Origin of the sequence: Streptomyces sp. SID3343, from assembly GCF_009865215.1 — a bacterium.
Classification (GTDB): Bacteria; Actinomycetota; Actinomycetes; order Streptomycetales; family Streptomycetaceae; genus Embleya.
Genome location: NZ_WWJX01000565.1, coordinates 1 through 17,010, shown reverse-complemented (window position 1 = coordinate 17,010; position 17,010 = coordinate 1). Strand labels below are relative to the sequence as shown.

Here is a 17,010-nt window from a genome sequence, read left to right as displayed (position 1 = left end):
GAGCACGGCGCAACCGGCGACGCTCACCGCCCGGTGGGGGCCGGGCGGTCGAGGCCGATTGCGCCGGTGACAGGGTCAGCCCGCCAGCACCTCGGCGGCGGCCACGCCCGATGCCGTCGTGGCTCCGAACGTCGCGATGTGCACCGCGCCGTGCGTGTGTCCGGTGGGCAGGCCCATCTCGACCACGATCGCGTCGGGCCGGGCGCTCAGCAGGTGTTTGAGAGAGTTCGCCATCCAGGCGTGCCGGAACACGTCCCGGACCACGATCACCAGCGGCCGTTCGGCCGCCGGCACCAGTGCGTATCGATCGAGGACGGACAGGGTGTCGCCGCTCACGTCCTCTTCGTGGATCCCGACCGAGGTGGTGCCGATCAGTCGCTCGCGCAGTGGCGCGGCCACGCCCCAGGGAGTTTCCTTGGCGATGGCGAGGTTCATCGTCGGGATGAGTTCCACCACGTGCGCAGGCGCGCCGAGCGGCAGGCGGCCGGTCTGCGACCCGGTCAGGCGCACGGCGCGGCGGGCGGCGACGAAACCGATGTCGGACTTGATCCGATGTGGCGGCGCCGCCCGGAAGATGCCCTTCGACCAGTCGGAGAAGACCTCGACCCGGGCCGCCGCCTCCCTGAGCCGTTCCTCGGAAAGTCGGCCGTCGTCGACCGCCGCCACCAGGGCCGCGCTCAAAACGTCGACGACCTCGGGATCGGAACTCTCCCCGCCGACGCACACCGCGTCGGAGCCGCCGGCCACGGCCCGCACGGTCGCGCCGTCGATGCCGAAGAGGTCGCTGACGGCGCCCATTTCGATGCCGTCGGTGATGACGAGGCCCTCGAAGCCCAGTTCGGTCCGCAGCAGGTCGACCAAAAGGCGCGAGCTCAGCGTGGCGGGGAGGTCGGCGTCGAAGGCCGGGACGAGCAGATGGGCGCTCATCACCGCCCGAACGCCGCTCTCCATGGCCGCGCGGAACGGCGGCAACGCCTGCTCGCGGATCAGCTCGACGGACGCGTTGTAGGTGGGCAGCCCGTGATGGGAGTCCACCTCGGTGTCGCCGTGGCCGGGGAAGTGCTTGGCACACGCCGCCACGCCCGCGGCTTGCAGGCCGCGGATCCAGGCGGCGGTGTGCCGCGAGACCAGGTCGGTGGTCGAGCCGAACGACCTGACGCCGATGACCGGGTTGTTGGGATTCGAGTTGACGTCCGCGCTCGGTGCGTAGGTGAGGCTGATTCCGGCCGAGCGGAGTTCGTGTCCGATGTCCCGGGCGACCGCCTCGGTCAGGTCCGGGTCGTCGATCGCGCCGAGGGCCAGGTTGCCCGGTCGCGAACTGCCGGTCAGCGACTCGATCCGGGTGACGTCGCCGGCCTCTTCGTCGATGGCGATGACGAGGTCGGGGTTTTCCGCGCGCAGTTGCGCGGTGAGTCTCGCCAGTTGCCCTGCGTTGGCGATGTTGCGGGAAAAGAGGACAACACTCGACAGACCCTCACCGATCCGGCGGAGCAGCCATTCCGGTGCCTCGTGGCCCTTGAATCCAGGCTGAAGAATCTTGTAGGCAAGGGTCGTCAGTTCACTGTTTCGTGTACTGGGCAAGGTCGGCCGGCCTTCCTGGGGGGTGCCGATGGATAGACCGGAGCGCAAGGCGTGTGGTCCAGACCAATTTGATATTGGCCTAGACCAGTTACCGCGTCAAGTGCTCGCCCGGTCGGCGGGCGTCGATGAACACCGTCCGCGACAGCGGCAGTTACCGCACCGGGCGAGGGCTGTTTGCGGGTGTTTGCCCGAGCCGACCGGACGGATGGCCGGCACGGTTCGGTTCGTTCCGGGCCGGCACGAGGAGCGACTCGGCGACCGGCTGCCGTCCGTGAACCACCGCTGGTCGAAGCCGAGTTGCGGGCCACGCGCGGAGCCCCCGACGAAAGCGGGAAGCGGCCGGATCGGGCGGTGGAAACCACGAGTGTGAAGGCGGTGAGGCAGCACACCGCGGCGGCGTCGGGACGCACTCCGACCACCGCGGCCCCGTTCGGATCCCGTTCTTTCACCGGAGACGCCGACGTCGACCAAAGTTCGCCGGGCCCGGGACCGGAGCGGAAGCCCACTCCGGTCCCACGCGCCCCGACCGGCGTACCCGAACCGACCGACCGACGAGCCCCGAGGCGTTTCAGTGCGAAAGACGCCCTGGTTCCGTGTGGCGGGTTCGTGTAGTCAGTGAGGTTCGGTCACTCCAGGAGGTACGTCCACGTGTTGTCCGGCGAGAAGATCCTCATCACCGGCCCGGCCGGCCAGATCGCGTTCCCGCTCACCCGATACCTCGCGAAGGACAACGACGTGTGGGGCATCGCGCGGTTCGGCGCCCCCGGCGAACGCGAGCGCGTCGACGCCCTCGGCGTCACCACCCGCAGAGTGGATCTGGCAACCGGCTCGTACGACGGCCTGCCCGACGACTTCACGTACGTGCTGCACCTGGCCGCCTTCCTCGGCGAGGGACTGGACTACGACCACGCCCTGCGGGTCAACGCCGAGGGCACCGGACTGCTGCTGCAACACTGCCGCAAGGCCAAGGCGGCGCTCGTGATGTCCACCGCGTCGGTCCTCAAGCCGCACGCGGACCCGCACCACGTGTACGGCGAGGACGCCGCCCTGGGCGACGCCAACGTCGCGTACGCGCAGACCTACTCCGTCTCCAAGATCGCCGAGGAGGCCGTCGCCCGCTACTGCGCCCGCGCCTTCGACCTGCCCGTGGTCATCGCCCGGATGAACGCCTCGTACGGCTCCTACGGCAACGGCGGCCTGCCCGGCATCCACCTGGCCGCCGTCCGCGCGAGCGAACCGGTCGTCACCCGCTGGGATCCGTGCATGTACAGCCCCATCCACCAGGACGACATCAACACCCAGACCGAGGCCCTCCTCGACGCGGCCACGGCCCCGGCCACCGTCGTCAACTGGGGCGGGGACGAACCGGTCGGCGTCCAGGACTGGGCCGCGTACATGGGCGAACTCACCGGCAAGGGCGCCACCGTCGAGGTCCGCGAACAACCCGGCACCCTGCGCGGTCAGATCCTCGACACCACCCGCCGCACCGCGATCACCGGCCCCTGCGCCGTGGACTGGCGTACCGGCATCCGCCGCGTCCACGACGAAACCCGCTGACCGCCGGCCCCGACACCGGCCGATCCCGACGGGCCCGTCGGGATCGGCGACGTACCGGTGAGGGTTGACCTGGAGCGCGCTCCAGGTCGGAGACTCCCCGGTGTGGCTCGGCGACGACGAGCCGGACCGGAGGGACACCCACCATGAAGTACCGCACCATCGGCACCGACCCGGCCACCCGCCGTGAGGTGAGCGTGCTCGCGCTCGGCGCGATGCTCTTCGGCACGCTGACCGACGAGAAGACCTCCTTCGCGGTCCTGGACCGCTATGTCGAGGCCGGTGGCACGTTCATCGACACGTCGGACAACTACGCGTTCTGGGCCGACGGCAGCCGGGGCGGGCAGAGCGAGGCGCTGCTCGGACGGTGGCGGCGCAGCCGCGGTATCGGCGACGAGACGGTGATCGCCACCAAACTGGGCGCGGCCCCGCTCGCGCCCGGTACCGGCTACCTCGACAACGCCGAAGGGCTGTCCGCGAAGGCGATCCGCGAGGCCGCCGAGCGCAGCCGCGAACGCCTGGGCGTGGACAAACTGGACCTGCTCTACGCGCACATCGAGGACCGGGCCGTCCCGCTGCGCGAAACCGTCGAGGGCTTCGCCGAGTTGGTCGCCGAGGGCACGGTCGGGCTGCTGGGGGTGAGCAACCACGCGATGTGGCGCGTGGAGCGGGCCCGCGCCGTCGCGGCGGCCGGCGGGCTGCCCGGCTACGAGGTTCTGCAGTACCAACACAGCCACCTGCGGCCCCGCTACGACATGCCCTACGGCCAGTTCGAGGACGGCAGCCTCGGCCACGCCGGGCCCGAACTGCTGAGCTATCTGCGGGCCGAGCCCGACCTGACGCTGGTCGCCTACTCGCCGTTGCTCGGCGGCGCGTACGCCCGCGCGGACAAGCCGTTGCCCTCGGACTACGACCACCCGGGCACGCCCGTCCGCTTGGCGGTCCTGCGCGACGTCGCGCGAGAGACGGGGGCGACGGTGAACCAGGTGGTGCTGGCGTGGCAGATCGGTGGTCCGTTCCCGATCCTTCCCCTGGTCGGGGCGTCCTCGGTCGCCCAGTTGGAGGAGACCCTGGCCGCAGTGGACCTGGACCTGACCGAGGACCAACGGGCCCGATTGGACGCGGCCTGCTGACCGTTGAGGTCATCGGGGGCGGGGCCGGGCGCGCGGGGCTGCCCGGCCCGTGAGCGGCATGTCACCGCCGCGCGTGGGGCCATCCCCGGGAATCCGCCGTTCGCCGGTGCGCCACGGCGTCGGTCCGACGGTCGAGTTCGACTCTGCGGTAGGGTTTCTACAGATATGTAGAAGCCGGTCTCGCCGAGTACCACTGCGTCGGGGCCACTCGGCCGCCTGGAGATCGGGGATGGCGATGGGGATGCGGATGGAGCAGAAGTGGTGAGCGATCGTCGGGACGGTTTCGTCCTCCGGGAGTCGGTCGTCGCCTCGACCTACAGTCCGCCCGAGACCGAAGTGCGCCGCGTCTACCAGCCCGTGGAAATCCGGGGCGGGGGCGGCGATTGGGTGCTCGGGTTGATCAACGCCAGGTGGCGGGGTCGGACCGGCGAGGACTGGTGTCGATACCGAGTGGTGGGTGGCGGGCCGGCCGAATGGGCGCCGTTCGATCCGAACGTGTTCGTCGAACTGCCGCTCGGCGGTACGTGAGTCGGCCACCCTCCGCTGCCGCGTGACCTGCCGCGGGGCGGCGTTCCCATACCTGTCCCCGTCCCCGTCCCCGTCCCCGTCCGGTCCCGTCCTCGTGCCGCAGCGGCGATGCGTGCTGCCTCGAAGACCGCGATCGGTTGGATCCGCCATCGGATGGCGGGAGAGTTGGTGAGCGACATGCACAGGTCTCGGCGGGCCGCGATGTGGCGGCACATCGTGCGGTGCGCGGCCGAACGGGAGTTCCACGACGCGTGGATGCTGGAGGAGTTGACCCGAAACGAGTACGAGGTCACCTCCCGAGTGCTGTATCCGATGCTGCGTCGCATGGAGGCGGACGGCGTCCTGGTCGCCGAGCCGAGGATGGTCAACGGTCGAAGCCGTCGCTTCTACCGGGCCGCCGAGGCCACCGGATCCAGGTGCGCGACACGGGCGGGCGAAACCCTCGCCGAGCCGGACGGCGGTTCCCGCGCGGGTGACGAACGCGTGGCCCGGCAGTAGGCGACGACCGGTCGCCGCCGATGTCGTCGCCGGCGACGAAAAGCACCCGTGCGCTTGCGCCGATCGGCGCAACCGCAGGCGAACCGTCGCGGCGCCCGTCGATGCGGCCGTCCGGGTACGCCGCCCCCCGCCCGACCGCGGATCGCTCACCCCGACCGGCGGCAGACCGGGCCTCGTCCTGCGGGGTTCGGCCGGGACGCATCCCGGCCGGAAGCCGTACCCAGGCGGCGTCCACCCCCACGGACGGCTGGAGAACCCCCGGACGACGACGGCCACGACAGGCCGAACGTGTGGGGTGATCGTACCGTTACCTCATGAAATCGTTCGGGATGTCCTCGGTACCCGCCGGCGACGAGCCGCTGCGCGCGCTGGGGGAGTTGGCGGAGCAGGCGGCGCTGTGGCCGGGCGGAAATCCGGAAGCGGAGCTGCTGCCCCGATTGCGAGTGGCGTGTAACCTGCCCGGTTCGCCATGGCGATTGCTCGGTACCGAAGTCCAGCCGGACGGGGTGTACGCGGTCGACGTCGTCCACTCCCGCCCGCGCAGCGCCGCGTTGTTCGCCGATGCCATCGCCCTGCTCGCCGCCGTCGCCGGTCCGGTGTTCTTCGTCCGTCACGCCGACGCGGTGACCATCGACTGCGTCACCGGCACCCTGGCGCGGGACACGCCGGAGCCCGCGCACGGCTACACGCTGCGCCTGCGGCTACGGGACGCCGGCACCGACTCGACCCGAGCCAGGGCGGCCGTTCGGCTCGTGGTGCCGGTGCCGGTGTCCGTGCGCTGACCGCCCTCCACGCGAGCGTCCGCGCGGCGCACGACCGTCGTTCACAGTCCCCGGATCAGGTTCAGCAAGGTCCGGGAGAGCACGCTCTCCGCGTCGGCCAAATCCAGGATGACGTCGAAATGGTTGCGGCCCGGGATCGTCAGCAGGTCGGTGTCCCAAGCGGCACGCATCAGTTCGGCCTGCTCGTGAAAGCCGCTCGCCTCGTGCTCGGCCACCACGAGGGCCGTCGGGACGGGCTCGGCCACCGCGCACACCAGGGGACTGAGCGCGGTCGCACGGGCGTCGTCCAGGTCGAGCCAGGTGTTGGCCTGGGTGTGCACCAGCGGACGCACGTCGTACAGCCCGCTGATCGCCAGGCCCGCGGCGGCGACGTTGTCGGGCAGGCCCGATGCCTGTTGCCACCCGCCGACCAGCGTCATCGCCGCCAGGTGACCGCCGGCGGAACTGCCGCCCACGACGATGCGGTTGCGGTCGAGGCCGTACGTGTCGGCGTTTCGGTACACCCACTCGATCGCCGCGCGAACCTGTCGGGTTATCTCCTCCAGCGTCGCGGCCGGCGCGAGCGTGTAGTCCGGGACCACGGTGGCCACACCCTGTTCGTGGAGCATGCGCGCCATGAACGCCGAGTCGGCCCGGGACAGCGCCCGCCAGTAGCCACCGTGTACGAACACGAACACCGGCCGCGGCAGGTCGGCGGTGCCCGGCCCCCACACGTCCAGGCGCTCCGCGCTGTCCGCGTCGTACTCGATGCCCGGTGCACCCGGCAGGCCGTCGATCGCGGCGTCCGACTCCGCGCGGTAGCGCGCCATCAGTTCGGCGAAGCGCTTCGGGCCGACCGTGTCCCGGGCGTTGTACGCGATGTCCAGGGCTTCGTCGATCATGCCCGTCGCCCCTGCCGGATCGTCTGCTCGGCGATGCCGTGGTCGGGCGCGTGCTCGTCGAGCTTCACCGTCTGCATGTGTCCTGCCCTCTCCCAACCCTTGTCCGGGCCCACTCCCGGCCGCCCGGCAGCCAACGCGCCCGGTTTCGTCGGTCGCGGTTCGGGCTGCCGGGTTCCGGGCTTTCGCGCCTTCGGCGGAGCGTGGAACTCCGCATGGCAGCCTGGCCACCTTTGCCTATGCCCGGCAAATACCTTTCTACCACCACTCCATGCCCGGACTGGTATGTGCCGTCGTTCGGCCCCGCAGCCGGGGCGGGTCGGCGCTCGCCGGGATCGGGGCGAAGCAGCCTCTCGCACCGAGCCGGAGAGGTCGGCCGGCGACGGCGGCGGTCAGCCGATGACCAGTGCCAAGGCGAAGCCGTCCCAGCCCTTGTCGCCGACCGTTTGGAGGGCAGTGGCGCTGACGCGAGGTTCGCGGGCGAGCATCTCCATCGTGCTGCGGATGCCCTGGGCTCGGGGTCCGGCCGCCGGGTCGAGAACCTCGCCGCCGAGGACGACGTTGTCCAGGATGATCAACGTGCCGATTCGGGCGAGCCGCAGGGACCACTCCAGGTAGTGGGGGTAGTTGTCCTTGTCGGCGTCGACGAAGATCATGTCGTAGGGGTCGCCGCCCTCGGCGGCAAGCACCGGCAGAGTGTCCAAGGCCGCGCCGACGCGCACCTCGACCCGGTCGGCGAACCCGGCCCGGGCGATGTTCGCGCGGGCGACCTCGGCGTGTCGGGGCGCGTATTCGAGGGTGACGAGTCGGCCGTCGGCGGGCAGCGCGCGGGCCAGATGGATGGTGCTGTACCCGCCGAGCGTCCCGATCTCCAGGATTCGCCGCGCGCCCCGGACCTGGGCCAGGAGTTGGAGCAGTCGACCCTGGTTGGGGGCGACCGCGATCGGCGGCAGGCCCGAAGCGTCGCTGTCGCGCCGTGCGGCCTCCAACACCTTGTCGTCGGTGCCGAGCAGATCGGTGAAGTAGCGGTCCATCGCGGTCCATTGCTGCTGTTGTGACATGAAAGCACTCCTCCAGGTGACGAACCGCCCACGACCGGGCGCCATCGACAATGCCGCCCGGCCCGGACCATCGGACGCATCGAGCGTACGTGGCGGGTCGCGTCGCGCGGGACCGGGCAACTCGGCTGCGACACCGCGACCTTGCCTGCGACGCGCTTCGGGGTCGTTCGGCGGGTTCACCCGAAGGGGGGAAATGTTCGGCCGAACGTGCGCTCACCGTTCGGTTGGGGAAAGTGACCGGCGTGCACGTCGGCCCCGGCCCGGCGACGCGCCGGCACGACCCACTCGTGCACCGATCCGCTTTCGGGATGCCTCCCGGCGGCCGGCCACCACCGTCGGCCGCCGCAGCGGCCGGGCAAGGGAGAACATGAAGATCGTCGACTGGCCCGCAGCGGATGTGCTCAAGATTCCCGGCGACTTCCCGCCCGGCCCGCTTTTCACGGTTCCGCCGATCCTGGCCGAACTGCGGGACAACCGCCCGCTGTGCCCGGTCGAGATGCCCAGTGGCAATCGGCTGTGGCTGGTCACCCGCCATGCGGACGTGCGCTTCGTGATGAACGACCCGCGGTTTTCCCGCGACCTGGTCTTCCCCGGGGCGCCCCGGATGGCCGGGGACGACCTCACCTCGGTCGCGGGATCCTTGTTCAACATGGAGGGGGACGACCACACCCGCCTGCGCGGCGTGCTGAGTTCGTGCTTCACCCGCCGCTCGGCCGACGTCTGGCGGGCCACCACCCAGCGGCACGCCCACGACCTGCTCGATCACATCGAGCGCGCCGGGCAGGGCGCGGATCTGGTCGAGGACTTCAGTGAACCGCTCGTCGCGCGAGTCGCCGGCGACGTGATGGGCCTCAGCCGAGCGGAGCACGCCACGACGCAGGAACACATCCGCCGACAACTGGACTTGCTCGGCAGCCAGGAACAGATCACCTCGGCGACCACCGCGCTGACCGAGCTGGCCGGTCGGCTGGTGGACCGGGCCGCGGAGTCGAAGGGTGGCGCGTCCGGGCTCGTCACCACACTGGCGCGGGCCGCGCGCGAGGGGACGATCACCCGAGAGGAGGCGATCGGTACCACCGGTCTGTTGCTGATGAACGTGACCGATCCCCTCGTCCCACCGCTTACGGTGGGAGTCATGACGTTGCTGCGACATCCCCGCCAACTGGGCGAGTGCGTACGCGGTCCCGAGCTGTGGCCGGAGGCGGTGCGCGAAGTGCTGCGCTATCACAACAACGGCATCACCAACTTCCCCCGAGTGGCCGTCGAGGACGTCGAACGACACGGCATCGTGGTGTCCGCGGGCGAGGGGATCGTCACCTCCGCGCTCGCGGCCGCGCACGATCCCCGGGAATTCGTCGATCCCCACGTGTTCGACGTGCGGCGGAGGGAGAAGGGGTCCGTCTTCTTCGGCGCGGGGCCGCACTTCTGTCTGGGCTCGGTCCTGGCCACCGTGGTCCTGGCGGCGGCCTACGAGGTGCTCTTCAAGCGGCTCGGGCGCCTGCGGCTCGCGGTCGAACCGCACGAGGTGAGGAAGGCGGACGGCGGGTTCTTCGCCTGCCCCGAAAGCCTTCCGGTCACCTGGTGAACTTCCGCTCGCCGCGCGTTGGTCCGAGCCCGGAACCGCGCCCGGAACCGCGTCGGCATTCGGATTCGAGCACCGATCCGAGCCCGGGCCGATTCCGGTTCGGGACGCGGACCGCCCGATGAAGCATGCGGCGCAGGGCACCGGCCGCGGCACCGCCGGCGCCGGTATCACGCGGCCCACACTGCTGCTGATGGCCACCGCCACCGGACTGTCGGTGGCCGGCAACTACTTCGCCCAGCCGCTGCTCGACGTCATGGCCGAGCGGTTCGGGATGAGTTCGGGTACCGCCGCGCTCGTGGTGACCGTCAGCCAGATCGGCTACGTGTGCGGGCTGGTGCTGCTCGTACCCTTGGGCGACCTGTTGGAGCGGCGCCGGCTCACGGTGGCCCTGTGCGCCGCGACGGCCGCCGGACTGATCTGGACCGCCGCCGCGCCGAACGCGCCGATGCTGTTCGTCGGTCTCGCGGTGACGGGGTTGTGTTCGGTCGGCGCGCAGGTCATGGTGCCGTTCGCGGCGACCATGGCGGCTCCCGAACTGCGCGGCCGCGCGGTGGGCACGGTGATGGCCGGACTGCTGCTGGGCATCCTGCTGGCCAGAACGGCCGCGGGCGGCCTCGCCGAACTCGGCGGGTGGCGCACGGTCTACTGGGTCAACGCGGTGCTGATGCTGGCCGTGGCGCTGCTGCTTCGGCGGGTGCTGCCGCCGTTCCCGCCGGCCGAACGCGCGCCCTACCGCGCCGTGTTCCGGTCGATGGCCCGGTTGTGGCGCGAGTATCCGGCACTGCGGTGGCGGACCCTGACAGGCGCGTCGAGCTTCGGGGCGTTCACCGTGCTGTGGGTCTCGCTGACGTTCCTGCTGTCCGGGCCGGCGTACGGCTGGTCCACCGCGGCCATCGGCCTGATGGGACTGGCCGGCGCGGCGGGATCGGCCGCGGCGTCGGTGGCCGGACGGCTGGCCGACCGCGGCCTGGTGTACGTCGTGACGGGGGTCGGCGCGCTGTTGCTGCTCGCCTCGTGGGCACTTCTGCTCGCGGGCGAGCACGGGCTCGCGTGGCTGCTCGCCGGCATCCTGGTCCTCGACCTGGCGGTGCAGGCGGTACACATCAGCAACCAGAACGTGGTGTACGCGCTCGAACCGCAGGCCCGCAGCCGACTGAACTCGCTGTACATGACGTCGTACTTCCTGGGTGGCGTCGTGGGATCCGCGCTCACCTCCGTGGTGTGGACCCACACCGGCTGGAGCGGAGTCTGCGCTCTGGGGGCCGGTTTCGGTCTGCTCACCGTGCTGTCGTGCCTGGGTGAACACATCGGTCGTCGCAGGGCGTCCGGTTGATCGTCGATCCCCGGGAGGTGGTGGGGACGGCTTCGGTGACGGCCTCGGGCCCGGGGGCCGGCCCGGTGTGGGGCCGGTCCCCGGTGTCGGTGAGGGTCAGTGGGAGCCGGTCAGGTGGGCGTACAGCACGGTGTTGTCCTGGTAGCCACCGTTGGCGGGGTCGTAGTCCCCTCCGCAGGTGATCAGGCGCAGTTCGGCCTTGTTCAGGTCGCCGTACACCCTGAGCGTCGGGAATTCCGACTTGGCGTATCGCTCCACGGTGTCGACGGTGAAGACCGCCGTGCTCTGGTCCGCGCGCCGGACCTCCACCGTCGCGCCCGGGTGCACCCTGCCCACGTCGAAGAAGACCGCGGGACCGGACTGCGAGTCGAGGTGGCCGACCACGACGGCGGGACCGATCTCGCCCGGCGTGGGGCCCTGGTTGTACCAACCGGCCTTGCGCCCGTTGTCGGGCGGCGGCACCTGGACGCTGCCGTCGGGTTCGAGTCCGACCGCGATCACGGACGCGTGCAGACCGACCTCGGCGATGTCCACCGCGACGGGCTCCGAGCGAGCGAGGATCGGACCTTCGACGGGTGGCGAGGGTGCCGGCGCGGCGGCGGGATCGGCCGGTCGACCGGCAGCCCCGCCGTCGGGGGCCGCGGGAGACAGGGGAAGCGCCGCCGGGGCCGCGACCTTGGGCGCGGCGCGGGCCGCGGCGGGCGGGCGGTGGTCCTGGTATCCGATCACCGCGAGCACGATGCCGCACACGAGCGCAGCGACGGCCGCCGCCAAGAAGAGGCGGCGGCCGAAGCGGCGTACGAAGGGTGTGTCAGCCACGCAGGCTGCCCCGGCGCATCGCGAACGCGCCGGCACCGGCACCCGCGAGGGCGAGGGCGGCGCCCAGTCCGAGCAGACCGTTGTCGGACTCGGTGCTGCCGCCCGCCCCGCCGGCGACCGAGCCGACCGGAAGCGTCCTGGTCTGGGTGCCAGGGTTGACCACGGGGGCGATGGGCTTCGTCGCGTGCTTGTGCGACGTGTGCTTGGCGGGGTCGTGCTTCTTCGGCTCGTGCTTGGCGTGGTGGTGGACCACGTTGTTGGTGTTGTTCACCACGTTCGTGGTGTGGACGAGAGTGTTGGTGGTGATCGTGGTGTTCGTGTTGTTGACGATCACCGGCCGGTCGACGGGCTTGTGGTCCGGCTTACCCATGGGCTTGTGCTCGGGCTTGTGGTCCGGCTTGCTCACGGGCTTGGTCTCGTACTTGTTCTCGGTCTTGCTCTCGGTCTTGTGCTCCGTCTTGTGCTCGCCCTTGTCGTCCTTGTACTCGTTCTTGTGCTCGCTCTTGTTGTCGTCCTTGGACTCGCTCTTGTGCTCGCCCTTGTTGTCGTCCTTGGACTCGCCCTTGTGCTCGCCCTTCTTGTCGCCCTTGTTCTCGCCCTTCGGCGGGCAATGCCGGTTGGGCTGGTCGGTCTTGTCGCCGCGCGAGGCGCCGGACTCGGTCTTGGCGCCCTGCTTGTCGTGGGAGTCGCTGCCGGTGCCGGACGTTGCGGCCTTGACGTCCTTGGCCTGCGGGCCGGGGTCTTCGGTCGCAGCGGCGGTGCCGCCCATGGCCACAGCGAGCAGGCCGGCGGCTACAGAGGTGCAGAAGACACGAGAGGTACGCATCAGGGTTGTTCTCTCCTTCTCGGTCGGCGCGTGATCGGGAGTCCGACGGGAGGACGCGACGACAAACGGAAAGTTGCCGTATATCGCGCAAAAATCACCCAATACATCTTTATGTGACACTTATGGGCGATCAGCGGGTGAGCATGGGACCGTGATTCGCCGCGCGCGCCGAGCGCTGTCGGCAGTGTTTGCGGTGTTTGTGACGACTTGCGCGAAGTGGGACAACAGGCTTGGTGCTGCGGCCGATTGGGCGTAGCGGGTCATGGGGCGATCGAGGCCCGGCGCGTCGTTCGCGAGAGGGGACCGGTGGGCCGGCATTCTTGGCCGGGTCGCCCGAAGGGTCGGCCGCTTCGCTCCTCGCCGTCGGTGGGGAAGCGTCACATGAAATTCAGACCTTCGAACAGAGAGGGCATGTCTCGTGGTCCGTCGAAGCGCGACCCTGGCCGCCGGTGTCGCCGCGGTCGCCCTCCTGAGCGGAGCCGGTCTCGCCCCGACCGCCCGGGCTCAGGCCGTCGCGTCCTGTCCGGTCGAAAGCCTGTGCGTCTACGGTGCGCCCGACTTCACCGGACCCCGAACCGTCGTTGCCGCACGGCTCGTCGAGGATCGTCGGGATGCCGGCTACCCCATCGATGCGCCGATCCTGTCGATCGCGAACCGCACCGGCTTCGACCTGCTCTACGGCGCCAGTCGCCCCGCGGTCTGCATTGCGTTCCCCTGTTACCAGTACACCGGTGACGGGCGCGTCGACAGCGATCGAGACCTCGCGTCCACCCTCCCGACGGGGCAGACGCTGGTCGTCGGCAGGGATTACGGCCGGTAGGTCGGCGACCCGCGATCACGCTCCCACGCTCGGACCCGGTGCGGGCGCAGCGCGACGGCGGATGATCAGGGGCGGAAGTACCGGTAGTCGACGAGGGAATCGGCCCACGCCACGCGGGCGTCGGGCGGCGTGGCTGTCTTTTGCCGGCTCGGTGGGCAGGGCCGGGGGGATACGGAAAACGGTCCATCCGGCCCGTTCTTCCCGCTCACGCCCAGAGCGCGTGGTGGCACGACCGGTTACCGGTCGGACACGGCGATTCTGCGCGCGGTCCCGCCGACTGCCACGGCGGCCGAGGGGATCACGATGCCCCGCGCGACGACCACCGCAGCCGTCGAAACGCCCCGGTAGCCGCGGTACGCCGAACCACGGGTGACCGGGTCTTCGAGCGATGTCAGGTTCGCTCGTGCACGATGCGGCCGTCGACCACGGTGAGCGTGATCGCGACGTCGGGCAGCGCCGCGACCTCGATCGACAGGGGGTCCGTTTCCAGGACGCACAGGTCGGCCGCCTTGCCCGGCTCCAGCGAACCCTTCCACGCCTCGGCGCCGTCCTGGCGGGCCGGGGCGGTGGTGTAGGCGTGCAGTGCCTCGCGGACGGCCAGGCGTTGGTCGGGCCCGCACAGTGTGCCGTCGACGCCCGCGCGGGTGACGGCGGCGACCACGCCGCGCCGCCAATCCGGGCTCAGGACGGGGGAGTCCGAGCTCAGGCATACCTCGACGCCCGCATCGAGCGCGTCTCGGGTGGGACACATCCGGGCGAGCGTGTCCGCGCCGAGGGTGTCGTGCAGCAGGTGCCGGGTGGCCACCGCGATGCCGGGTTGGGTGTTGAGCCCGATACCGGCGGCGGCCATGTCGGCCAGCGTCGCGGGGTGCAGCAGGTCGCCGTGGATGAGGTAGTGCCGGGCCGCGCGCCCGTCGCCGGCGCTCGCCGCGCGCAGCGCCGCCACGACCACCGACGACGTGCGGTCGCCCGTGGAGTGCACGCCGATCTGGTGACCGGCGGCGTGCGCGGCGTGGATCATCTCCTCCAACCGGTGCTGCCGTTGCCCGGCGGAGTCGCCGTCGATCAGCAGCGACCCGTGTGACCCGTCCGGGTAGGGCTCGCACATCCAGGCGTTGCGCATCGGCGGGATGCCGTCGGCGAAGATCTTCACGCCGGCGACCCGGAACCAGCCCGACACGTCCGCCGGCGCGGCGAATTCGCGCAGCCCCGTCGCGAACCCCCCTGCCGTGCTGGGCCCGTCCAGCTCACCGAACAGCAACAGCGCGGTGACGCGCGCCGAAAGCAGTCCCTCGGCGGCCAGTTCGGCGTAGTCGGCGAGCGCGGCCGAGCCGAAGCACCCGCTCGCGCCGGCGTCCTCGCCCGGTCCCAGGCCCGGTTCGGTGTAGCTGGTGATCCCGAGCGGGGCCAACAGGTCACGCGTGCGCAGGATCGCGGCGCGCCGGTCGTCGCGCGTACGCAGGGCCGGCATCGGCGCGGTCGGGCCCGCGTCCGCCGCGAGTTGCTCCATCAGCAGGTGGGGCCACATCGCGCCGAGCCAGACCCCGTGCAGGTGCGAATCGTTGATCCCCGGCAGGACCGCCTGTCCGCGCAGGGGCACCACTCGGGTGCGCGGTCCGATCAGCGGGGCGATCTCGTCCTCCGTGCCGACGCGGGTGATCCGGCCCTCGCCGATCGCGAGCGCGCGGGCGGTCCGGTCGTGGGCGTCGAAGGTGTGCACCGGCCCACCGGTGAGTACGAGGTCTGCCGGCCGGGGCGGCGCCGCCGTATCGGGTTTGCGCACCTTATTCCTCCTGGGGTCTGGACAGGCATTCCGGGAACTCATACCGTACACGCAATCAGATACGATCTGCGAGCGATTGGGAGGCAGCGATGCCCCTGCATCCGGAAGCCCGAAGGGTCATCGAGCGAGCCCGGGACACGAACTCGGACCCCGCCCCGATCGTCCTGGACGCCCAGGCCATGCGCGAGGGATTCCAGCTGAGCTGGACCATGCCCGACCACCTGCCCGCCGTGGGTTCGGTACGCGACGACGTGATCCCCGGCCCCGGCGGCGACATCCCGGTCCGGATCTACACCCCCGACGGGGCGGGCCCGTTCCCGGTGTTCGTCTGGTTCCACGGCGGCGGCTGGACGATCGGCTGCCTCGACGAGAACGAGTTCGCGTGTCGCACCGTGGCCGCGGGAGCCGACGCCGTGGTGGTCTCGGTGGACTACCGACTCGCCCCCGAGAACCCGTACCCGGCCGCCGCCGACGACTCCTACGCGGCGGTGCGGTGGCTGCACGAGCACGGCGAACGGTGGTCGGTGGACCCCGACCGGATCGCCGTCGGCGGGGAGAGCGCGGGCGGCAACCTGGCCGCCGTCGTCGCACTCAAGGCCCGCGACCTGGCCGGCCCGCCGATCGCTCTCCAGGTACTCGTCTCGCCCGTGGTGGGCCACCCCGACGACGGGCGCGCGTCGTACGCGGACTTCGCCGACGGCTACTTCATGTCGAAGGCGAGCATGGACTGGTTCTTCGAGCAGTATCCGCGCGACGCGGCGGACCTGGCCGATCCCTACCTGCTCCCGCTACGCGCCGCCGACCTGTCCGGCCTGCCACCGGCGCTCGTGCTCGGCGCCGAGTACGACGTGCTGCGCGACGAGGGTGAGGACTACGCGCGGGCCCTGCGCGCCGCGGGCAACGACGCGGAGACGATCCGCCTCGACGGCCTCATCCACGGCTTCTTCGGCCTGTTGGCCACCGACCTGACCGACGCGAGCAAGGCGCACGCGCACGTGATCCACGCGCTGCGCGACGCGTTCGCCAAGGAGCGGAGTTGAGCGTCGAGGCCGTCCTGCGACTGCGGGACGTCAGCATCAGCCGGGACGAAGTGCCCGTGGTGCACGACGTGTCGCTGGACGTGGCCGCAGGGGCGGTGACCGTACTCCTGGGCGCCAACGGCGCCGGCAAGACCACCCTGATGGACGGTATCGCCGGACTCGTGCGCACGACGTCCGGCAGCATCGAACTGGGCGACCGCGCCGTGCACAAACTGCCTGTGCACAAGCGTGCCAAGGCCGGCGTCGGCTACGTCGAACAGGCCCGCACCACGTTCCGCACGCTCACCGTCGAACAGAACCTGCTGGTCGCCCGAGCCGGCGCCGGCGACCCGGAGACGGTCTACCGGCTCTTCCCCGAGTTGTACAAACGCCGCACCCTCCAGGCCGGCCACCTGTCCGGCGGCGAGCAACAGATGCTCGTCCTGGGCCGCGCCCTGGTCACCGACCCCAAGGTCGTACTGCTCGACGAGATGTCGCTGGGCCTGGCGCCGCTGGTGGTCCACCGGCTGATGCGCGTGGTGGGCGAACTGGCCGCGGCGGGACTGGCAGTGCTGCTGATCGAGCAGTTCGCCAACCTCGCCCTGAGCGTGGGCACCGACGCCTACGTCCTGCGCAAGGGCCGCATCGTGCACGACGGACCGTGCGCGGAGCTGCGCGGCAAGAGCGAACTGCTGCACGAGTACTACTTCGGCTCGACCGGGTCGGAGGGTACACCCGGAGCGACGGGGTCGCCCGGGTCGGCGGCAGCGGTCGGATCGGCCGAGGGCGACCCCGCCCCGCCCGCCCCCC

The 17,010-nt window shown here is 71.0% G+C and carries 17 protein-coding genes; 10 read left to right on the top strand and 7 right to left on the bottom strand.

Annotated features, from left to right (window positions below):
- Nucleotides 1–75: 75 nt before the first annotated feature.
- On the bottom strand, nt 76–1,581 hold the full coding sequence (locus GT354_RS17410; protein ID WP_161357219.1) for a glycoside hydrolase family 3 protein: 1,506 nt from the start codon (nt 1,579–1,581) through the stop codon (nt 76–78).
- 648 nt (nt 1,582–2,229) lie between these two features.
- Here GT354_RS17410 and GT354_RS17405 point away from each other — a divergent pair.
- The 5 genes from GT354_RS17405 (at nt 2,230) to GT354_RS17385 (ending at nt 6,076) form a co-directional block, all read left to right on the top strand.
- Nucleotides 2,230–3,138: an NAD(P)-dependent oxidoreductase gene (locus tag GT354_RS17405; RefSeq protein ID WP_161357218.1), complete on the top strand. Its 909-nt coding sequence runs from the start codon at nt 2,230–2,232 to the stop codon at nt 3,136–3,138.
- Nucleotides 3,139–3,281: 143 nt separating this feature from the next.
- On the top strand, nt 3,282–4,268 hold the full coding sequence (locus tag GT354_RS17400) for an aldo/keto reductase (RefSeq protein WP_161357217.1): 987 nt from the start codon (nt 3,282–3,284) through the stop codon (nt 4,266–4,268).
- Nucleotides 4,269–4,529: 261 nt separating this feature from the next.
- A complete protein-coding gene (locus tag GT354_RS17395; protein ID WP_161357216.1) occupies nt 4,530–4,796 on the top strand; it encodes a hypothetical protein in 267 nt (88 codons plus the stop codon).
- Between the two features lie 108 nt (nt 4,797–4,904).
- On the top strand, nt 4,905–5,294 hold the full coding sequence (locus GT354_RS17390) for a helix-turn-helix transcriptional regulator (protein ID WP_161357215.1): 390 nt from the start codon (nt 4,905–4,907) through the stop codon (nt 5,292–5,294).
- Nucleotides 5,295–5,608: 314 nt separating this feature from the next.
- On the top strand, nt 5,609–6,076 hold the full coding sequence (locus GT354_RS17385) for a hypothetical protein (protein ID WP_161357214.1): 468 nt from the start codon (nt 5,609–5,611) through the stop codon (nt 6,074–6,076).
- A 41-nt stretch (nt 6,077–6,117) separates the two neighbouring features.
- Here the strand turns inward: GT354_RS17385 and GT354_RS17380 are convergent, their stop codons facing one another.
- The 3 genes from GT354_RS17380 to GT354_RS17370 all read right to left on the bottom strand — a co-directional run bounded on the left by GT354_RS17380 (nt 6,118) and on the right by GT354_RS17370 (nt 8,015).
- Nucleotides 6,118–6,957: an alpha/beta hydrolase gene (locus GT354_RS17380; RefSeq protein ID WP_161357213.1), complete on the bottom strand. Its 840-nt coding sequence runs from the start codon at nt 6,955–6,957 to the stop codon at nt 6,118–6,120.
- Nucleotides 6,954–7,091, bottom strand: coding sequence for a hypothetical protein (locus tag GT354_RS17375; RefSeq protein ID WP_161357212.1), 138 nt, complete (start codon nt 7,089–7,091; stop codon nt 6,954–6,956). The genes GT354_RS17380 and GT354_RS17375 overlap by 4 nt, the downstream gene beginning before the upstream one ends.
- Nucleotides 7,092–7,346: 255 nt before the next feature.
- On the bottom strand, nt 7,347–8,015 hold the full coding sequence (locus GT354_RS17370) for an O-methyltransferase (RefSeq protein WP_161357211.1): 669 nt from the start codon (nt 8,013–8,015) through the stop codon (nt 7,347–7,349).
- Between the two features lie 367 nt (nt 8,016–8,382).
- On the opposite strand from GT354_RS17370, the gene GT354_RS17365 reads away from it, so the two are divergent.
- The gene (locus GT354_RS17365) at nt 8,383–9,600 is read left to right on the top strand and encodes a cytochrome P450 (protein WP_161357210.1); all 1,218 of its coding nucleotides are present in this window, start codon (nt 8,383–8,385) and stop codon (nt 9,598–9,600) included.
- Between the two features lie 118 nt (nt 9,601–9,718).
- Nucleotides 9,719–10,933, top strand: a complete 1,215-nt coding sequence (locus GT354_RS17360; protein WP_202511990.1) for an MFS transporter — start codon at nt 9,719–9,721, stop codon at nt 10,931–10,933.
- 96 nt (nt 10,934–11,029) lie between these two features.
- On the opposite strand, the gene GT354_RS17355 is transcribed toward GT354_RS17360, so the two are convergent.
- Both GT354_RS17355 and GT354_RS17350 read right to left on the bottom strand, forming a co-directional pair.
- The gene (locus GT354_RS17355; RefSeq protein ID WP_161357209.1) at nt 11,030–11,752 is read right to left on the bottom strand and encodes a class F sortase; all 723 of its coding nucleotides are present in this window, start codon (nt 11,750–11,752) and stop codon (nt 11,030–11,032) included.
- On the bottom strand, nt 11,745–12,578 hold the full coding sequence (locus GT354_RS17350) for a hypothetical protein (protein WP_161357208.1): 834 nt from the start codon (nt 12,576–12,578) through the stop codon (nt 11,745–11,747). Before GT354_RS17350 ends, GT354_RS17355 begins: the two co-directional genes overlap by 8 nt.
- A 418-nt stretch (nt 12,579–12,996) precedes the next feature.
- Between GT354_RS17350 and GT354_RS17345 the strand changes: the two genes are divergently transcribed.
- Nucleotides 12,997–13,398: a peptidase inhibitor family I36 protein gene (locus GT354_RS17345; protein ID WP_161357207.1), complete on the top strand. Its 402-nt coding sequence runs from the start codon at nt 12,997–12,999 to the stop codon at nt 13,396–13,398.
- A gap of 391 nt (nt 13,399–13,789) precedes the next feature.
- On the opposite strand, the gene GT354_RS17340 is transcribed toward GT354_RS17345, so the two are convergent.
- On the bottom strand, nt 13,790–15,181 hold the full coding sequence (locus GT354_RS17340; protein WP_161357206.1) for an amidohydrolase family protein: 1,392 nt from the start codon (nt 15,179–15,181) through the stop codon (nt 13,790–13,792).
- Between the two features lie 89 nt (nt 15,182–15,270).
- On the opposite strand from GT354_RS17340, the gene GT354_RS17335 reads away from it, so the two are divergent.
- Both GT354_RS17335 and GT354_RS17330 read left to right on the top strand, forming a co-directional pair.
- Nucleotides 15,271–16,221 (top strand): alpha/beta hydrolase, encoded by a 951-nt coding sequence (locus GT354_RS17335; protein WP_161357205.1) that lies wholly within the window; start codon nt 15,271–15,273, stop codon nt 16,219–16,221.
- Nucleotides 16,218–17,010: ABC transporter ATP-binding protein (locus GT354_RS17330; protein WP_161357204.1), on the top strand; the 793-nt coding region annotated here is incomplete at its 3' end. The genes GT354_RS17335 and GT354_RS17330, both read left to right, overlap by 4 nt.

Bases quoted from the DNA above. Each gene is read 5' to 3' on its own strand.
- GT354_RS17400 (WP_161357217.1), top strand. From the start codon at position 3,282: ATGAAGTACCGCACCATCGGCACCGACCCGGCCACCCGCCGTGAGGTG.
- GT354_RS17390 (WP_161357215.1), top strand. From the start codon at position 4,905: ATGCGTGCTGCCTCGAAGACCGCGATCGGTTGGATCCGCCATCGGATG.
- GT354_RS17385 (WP_161357214.1), top strand. From the start codon at position 5,609: ATGAAATCGTTCGGGATGTCCTCGGTACCCGCCGGCGACGAGCCGCTG.
- GT354_RS17380 (WP_161357213.1), bottom strand. From the start codon at position 6,957: ATGATCGACGAAGCCCTGGACATCGCGTACAACGCCCGGGACACGGTC.
- GT354_RS17370 (WP_161357211.1), bottom strand. From the start codon at position 8,015: ATGTCACAACAGCAGCAATGGACCGCGATGGACCGCTACTTCACCGAT.
- GT354_RS17365 (WP_161357210.1), top strand. From the start codon at position 8,383: ATGAAGATCGTCGACTGGCCCGCAGCGGATGTGCTCAAGATTCCCGGC.
- GT354_RS17360 (WP_202511990.1), top strand. From the start codon at position 9,719: ATGAAGCATGCGGCGCAGGGCACCGGCCGCGGCACCGCCGGCGCCGGT.
- GT354_RS17350 (WP_161357208.1), bottom strand. From the start codon at position 12,578: ATGCGTACCTCTCGTGTCTTCTGCACCTCTGTAGCCGCCGGCCTGCTC.
- GT354_RS17335 (WP_161357205.1), top strand. From the start codon at position 15,271: ATGCCCCTGCATCCGGAAGCCCGAAGGGTCATCGAGCGAGCCCGGGAC.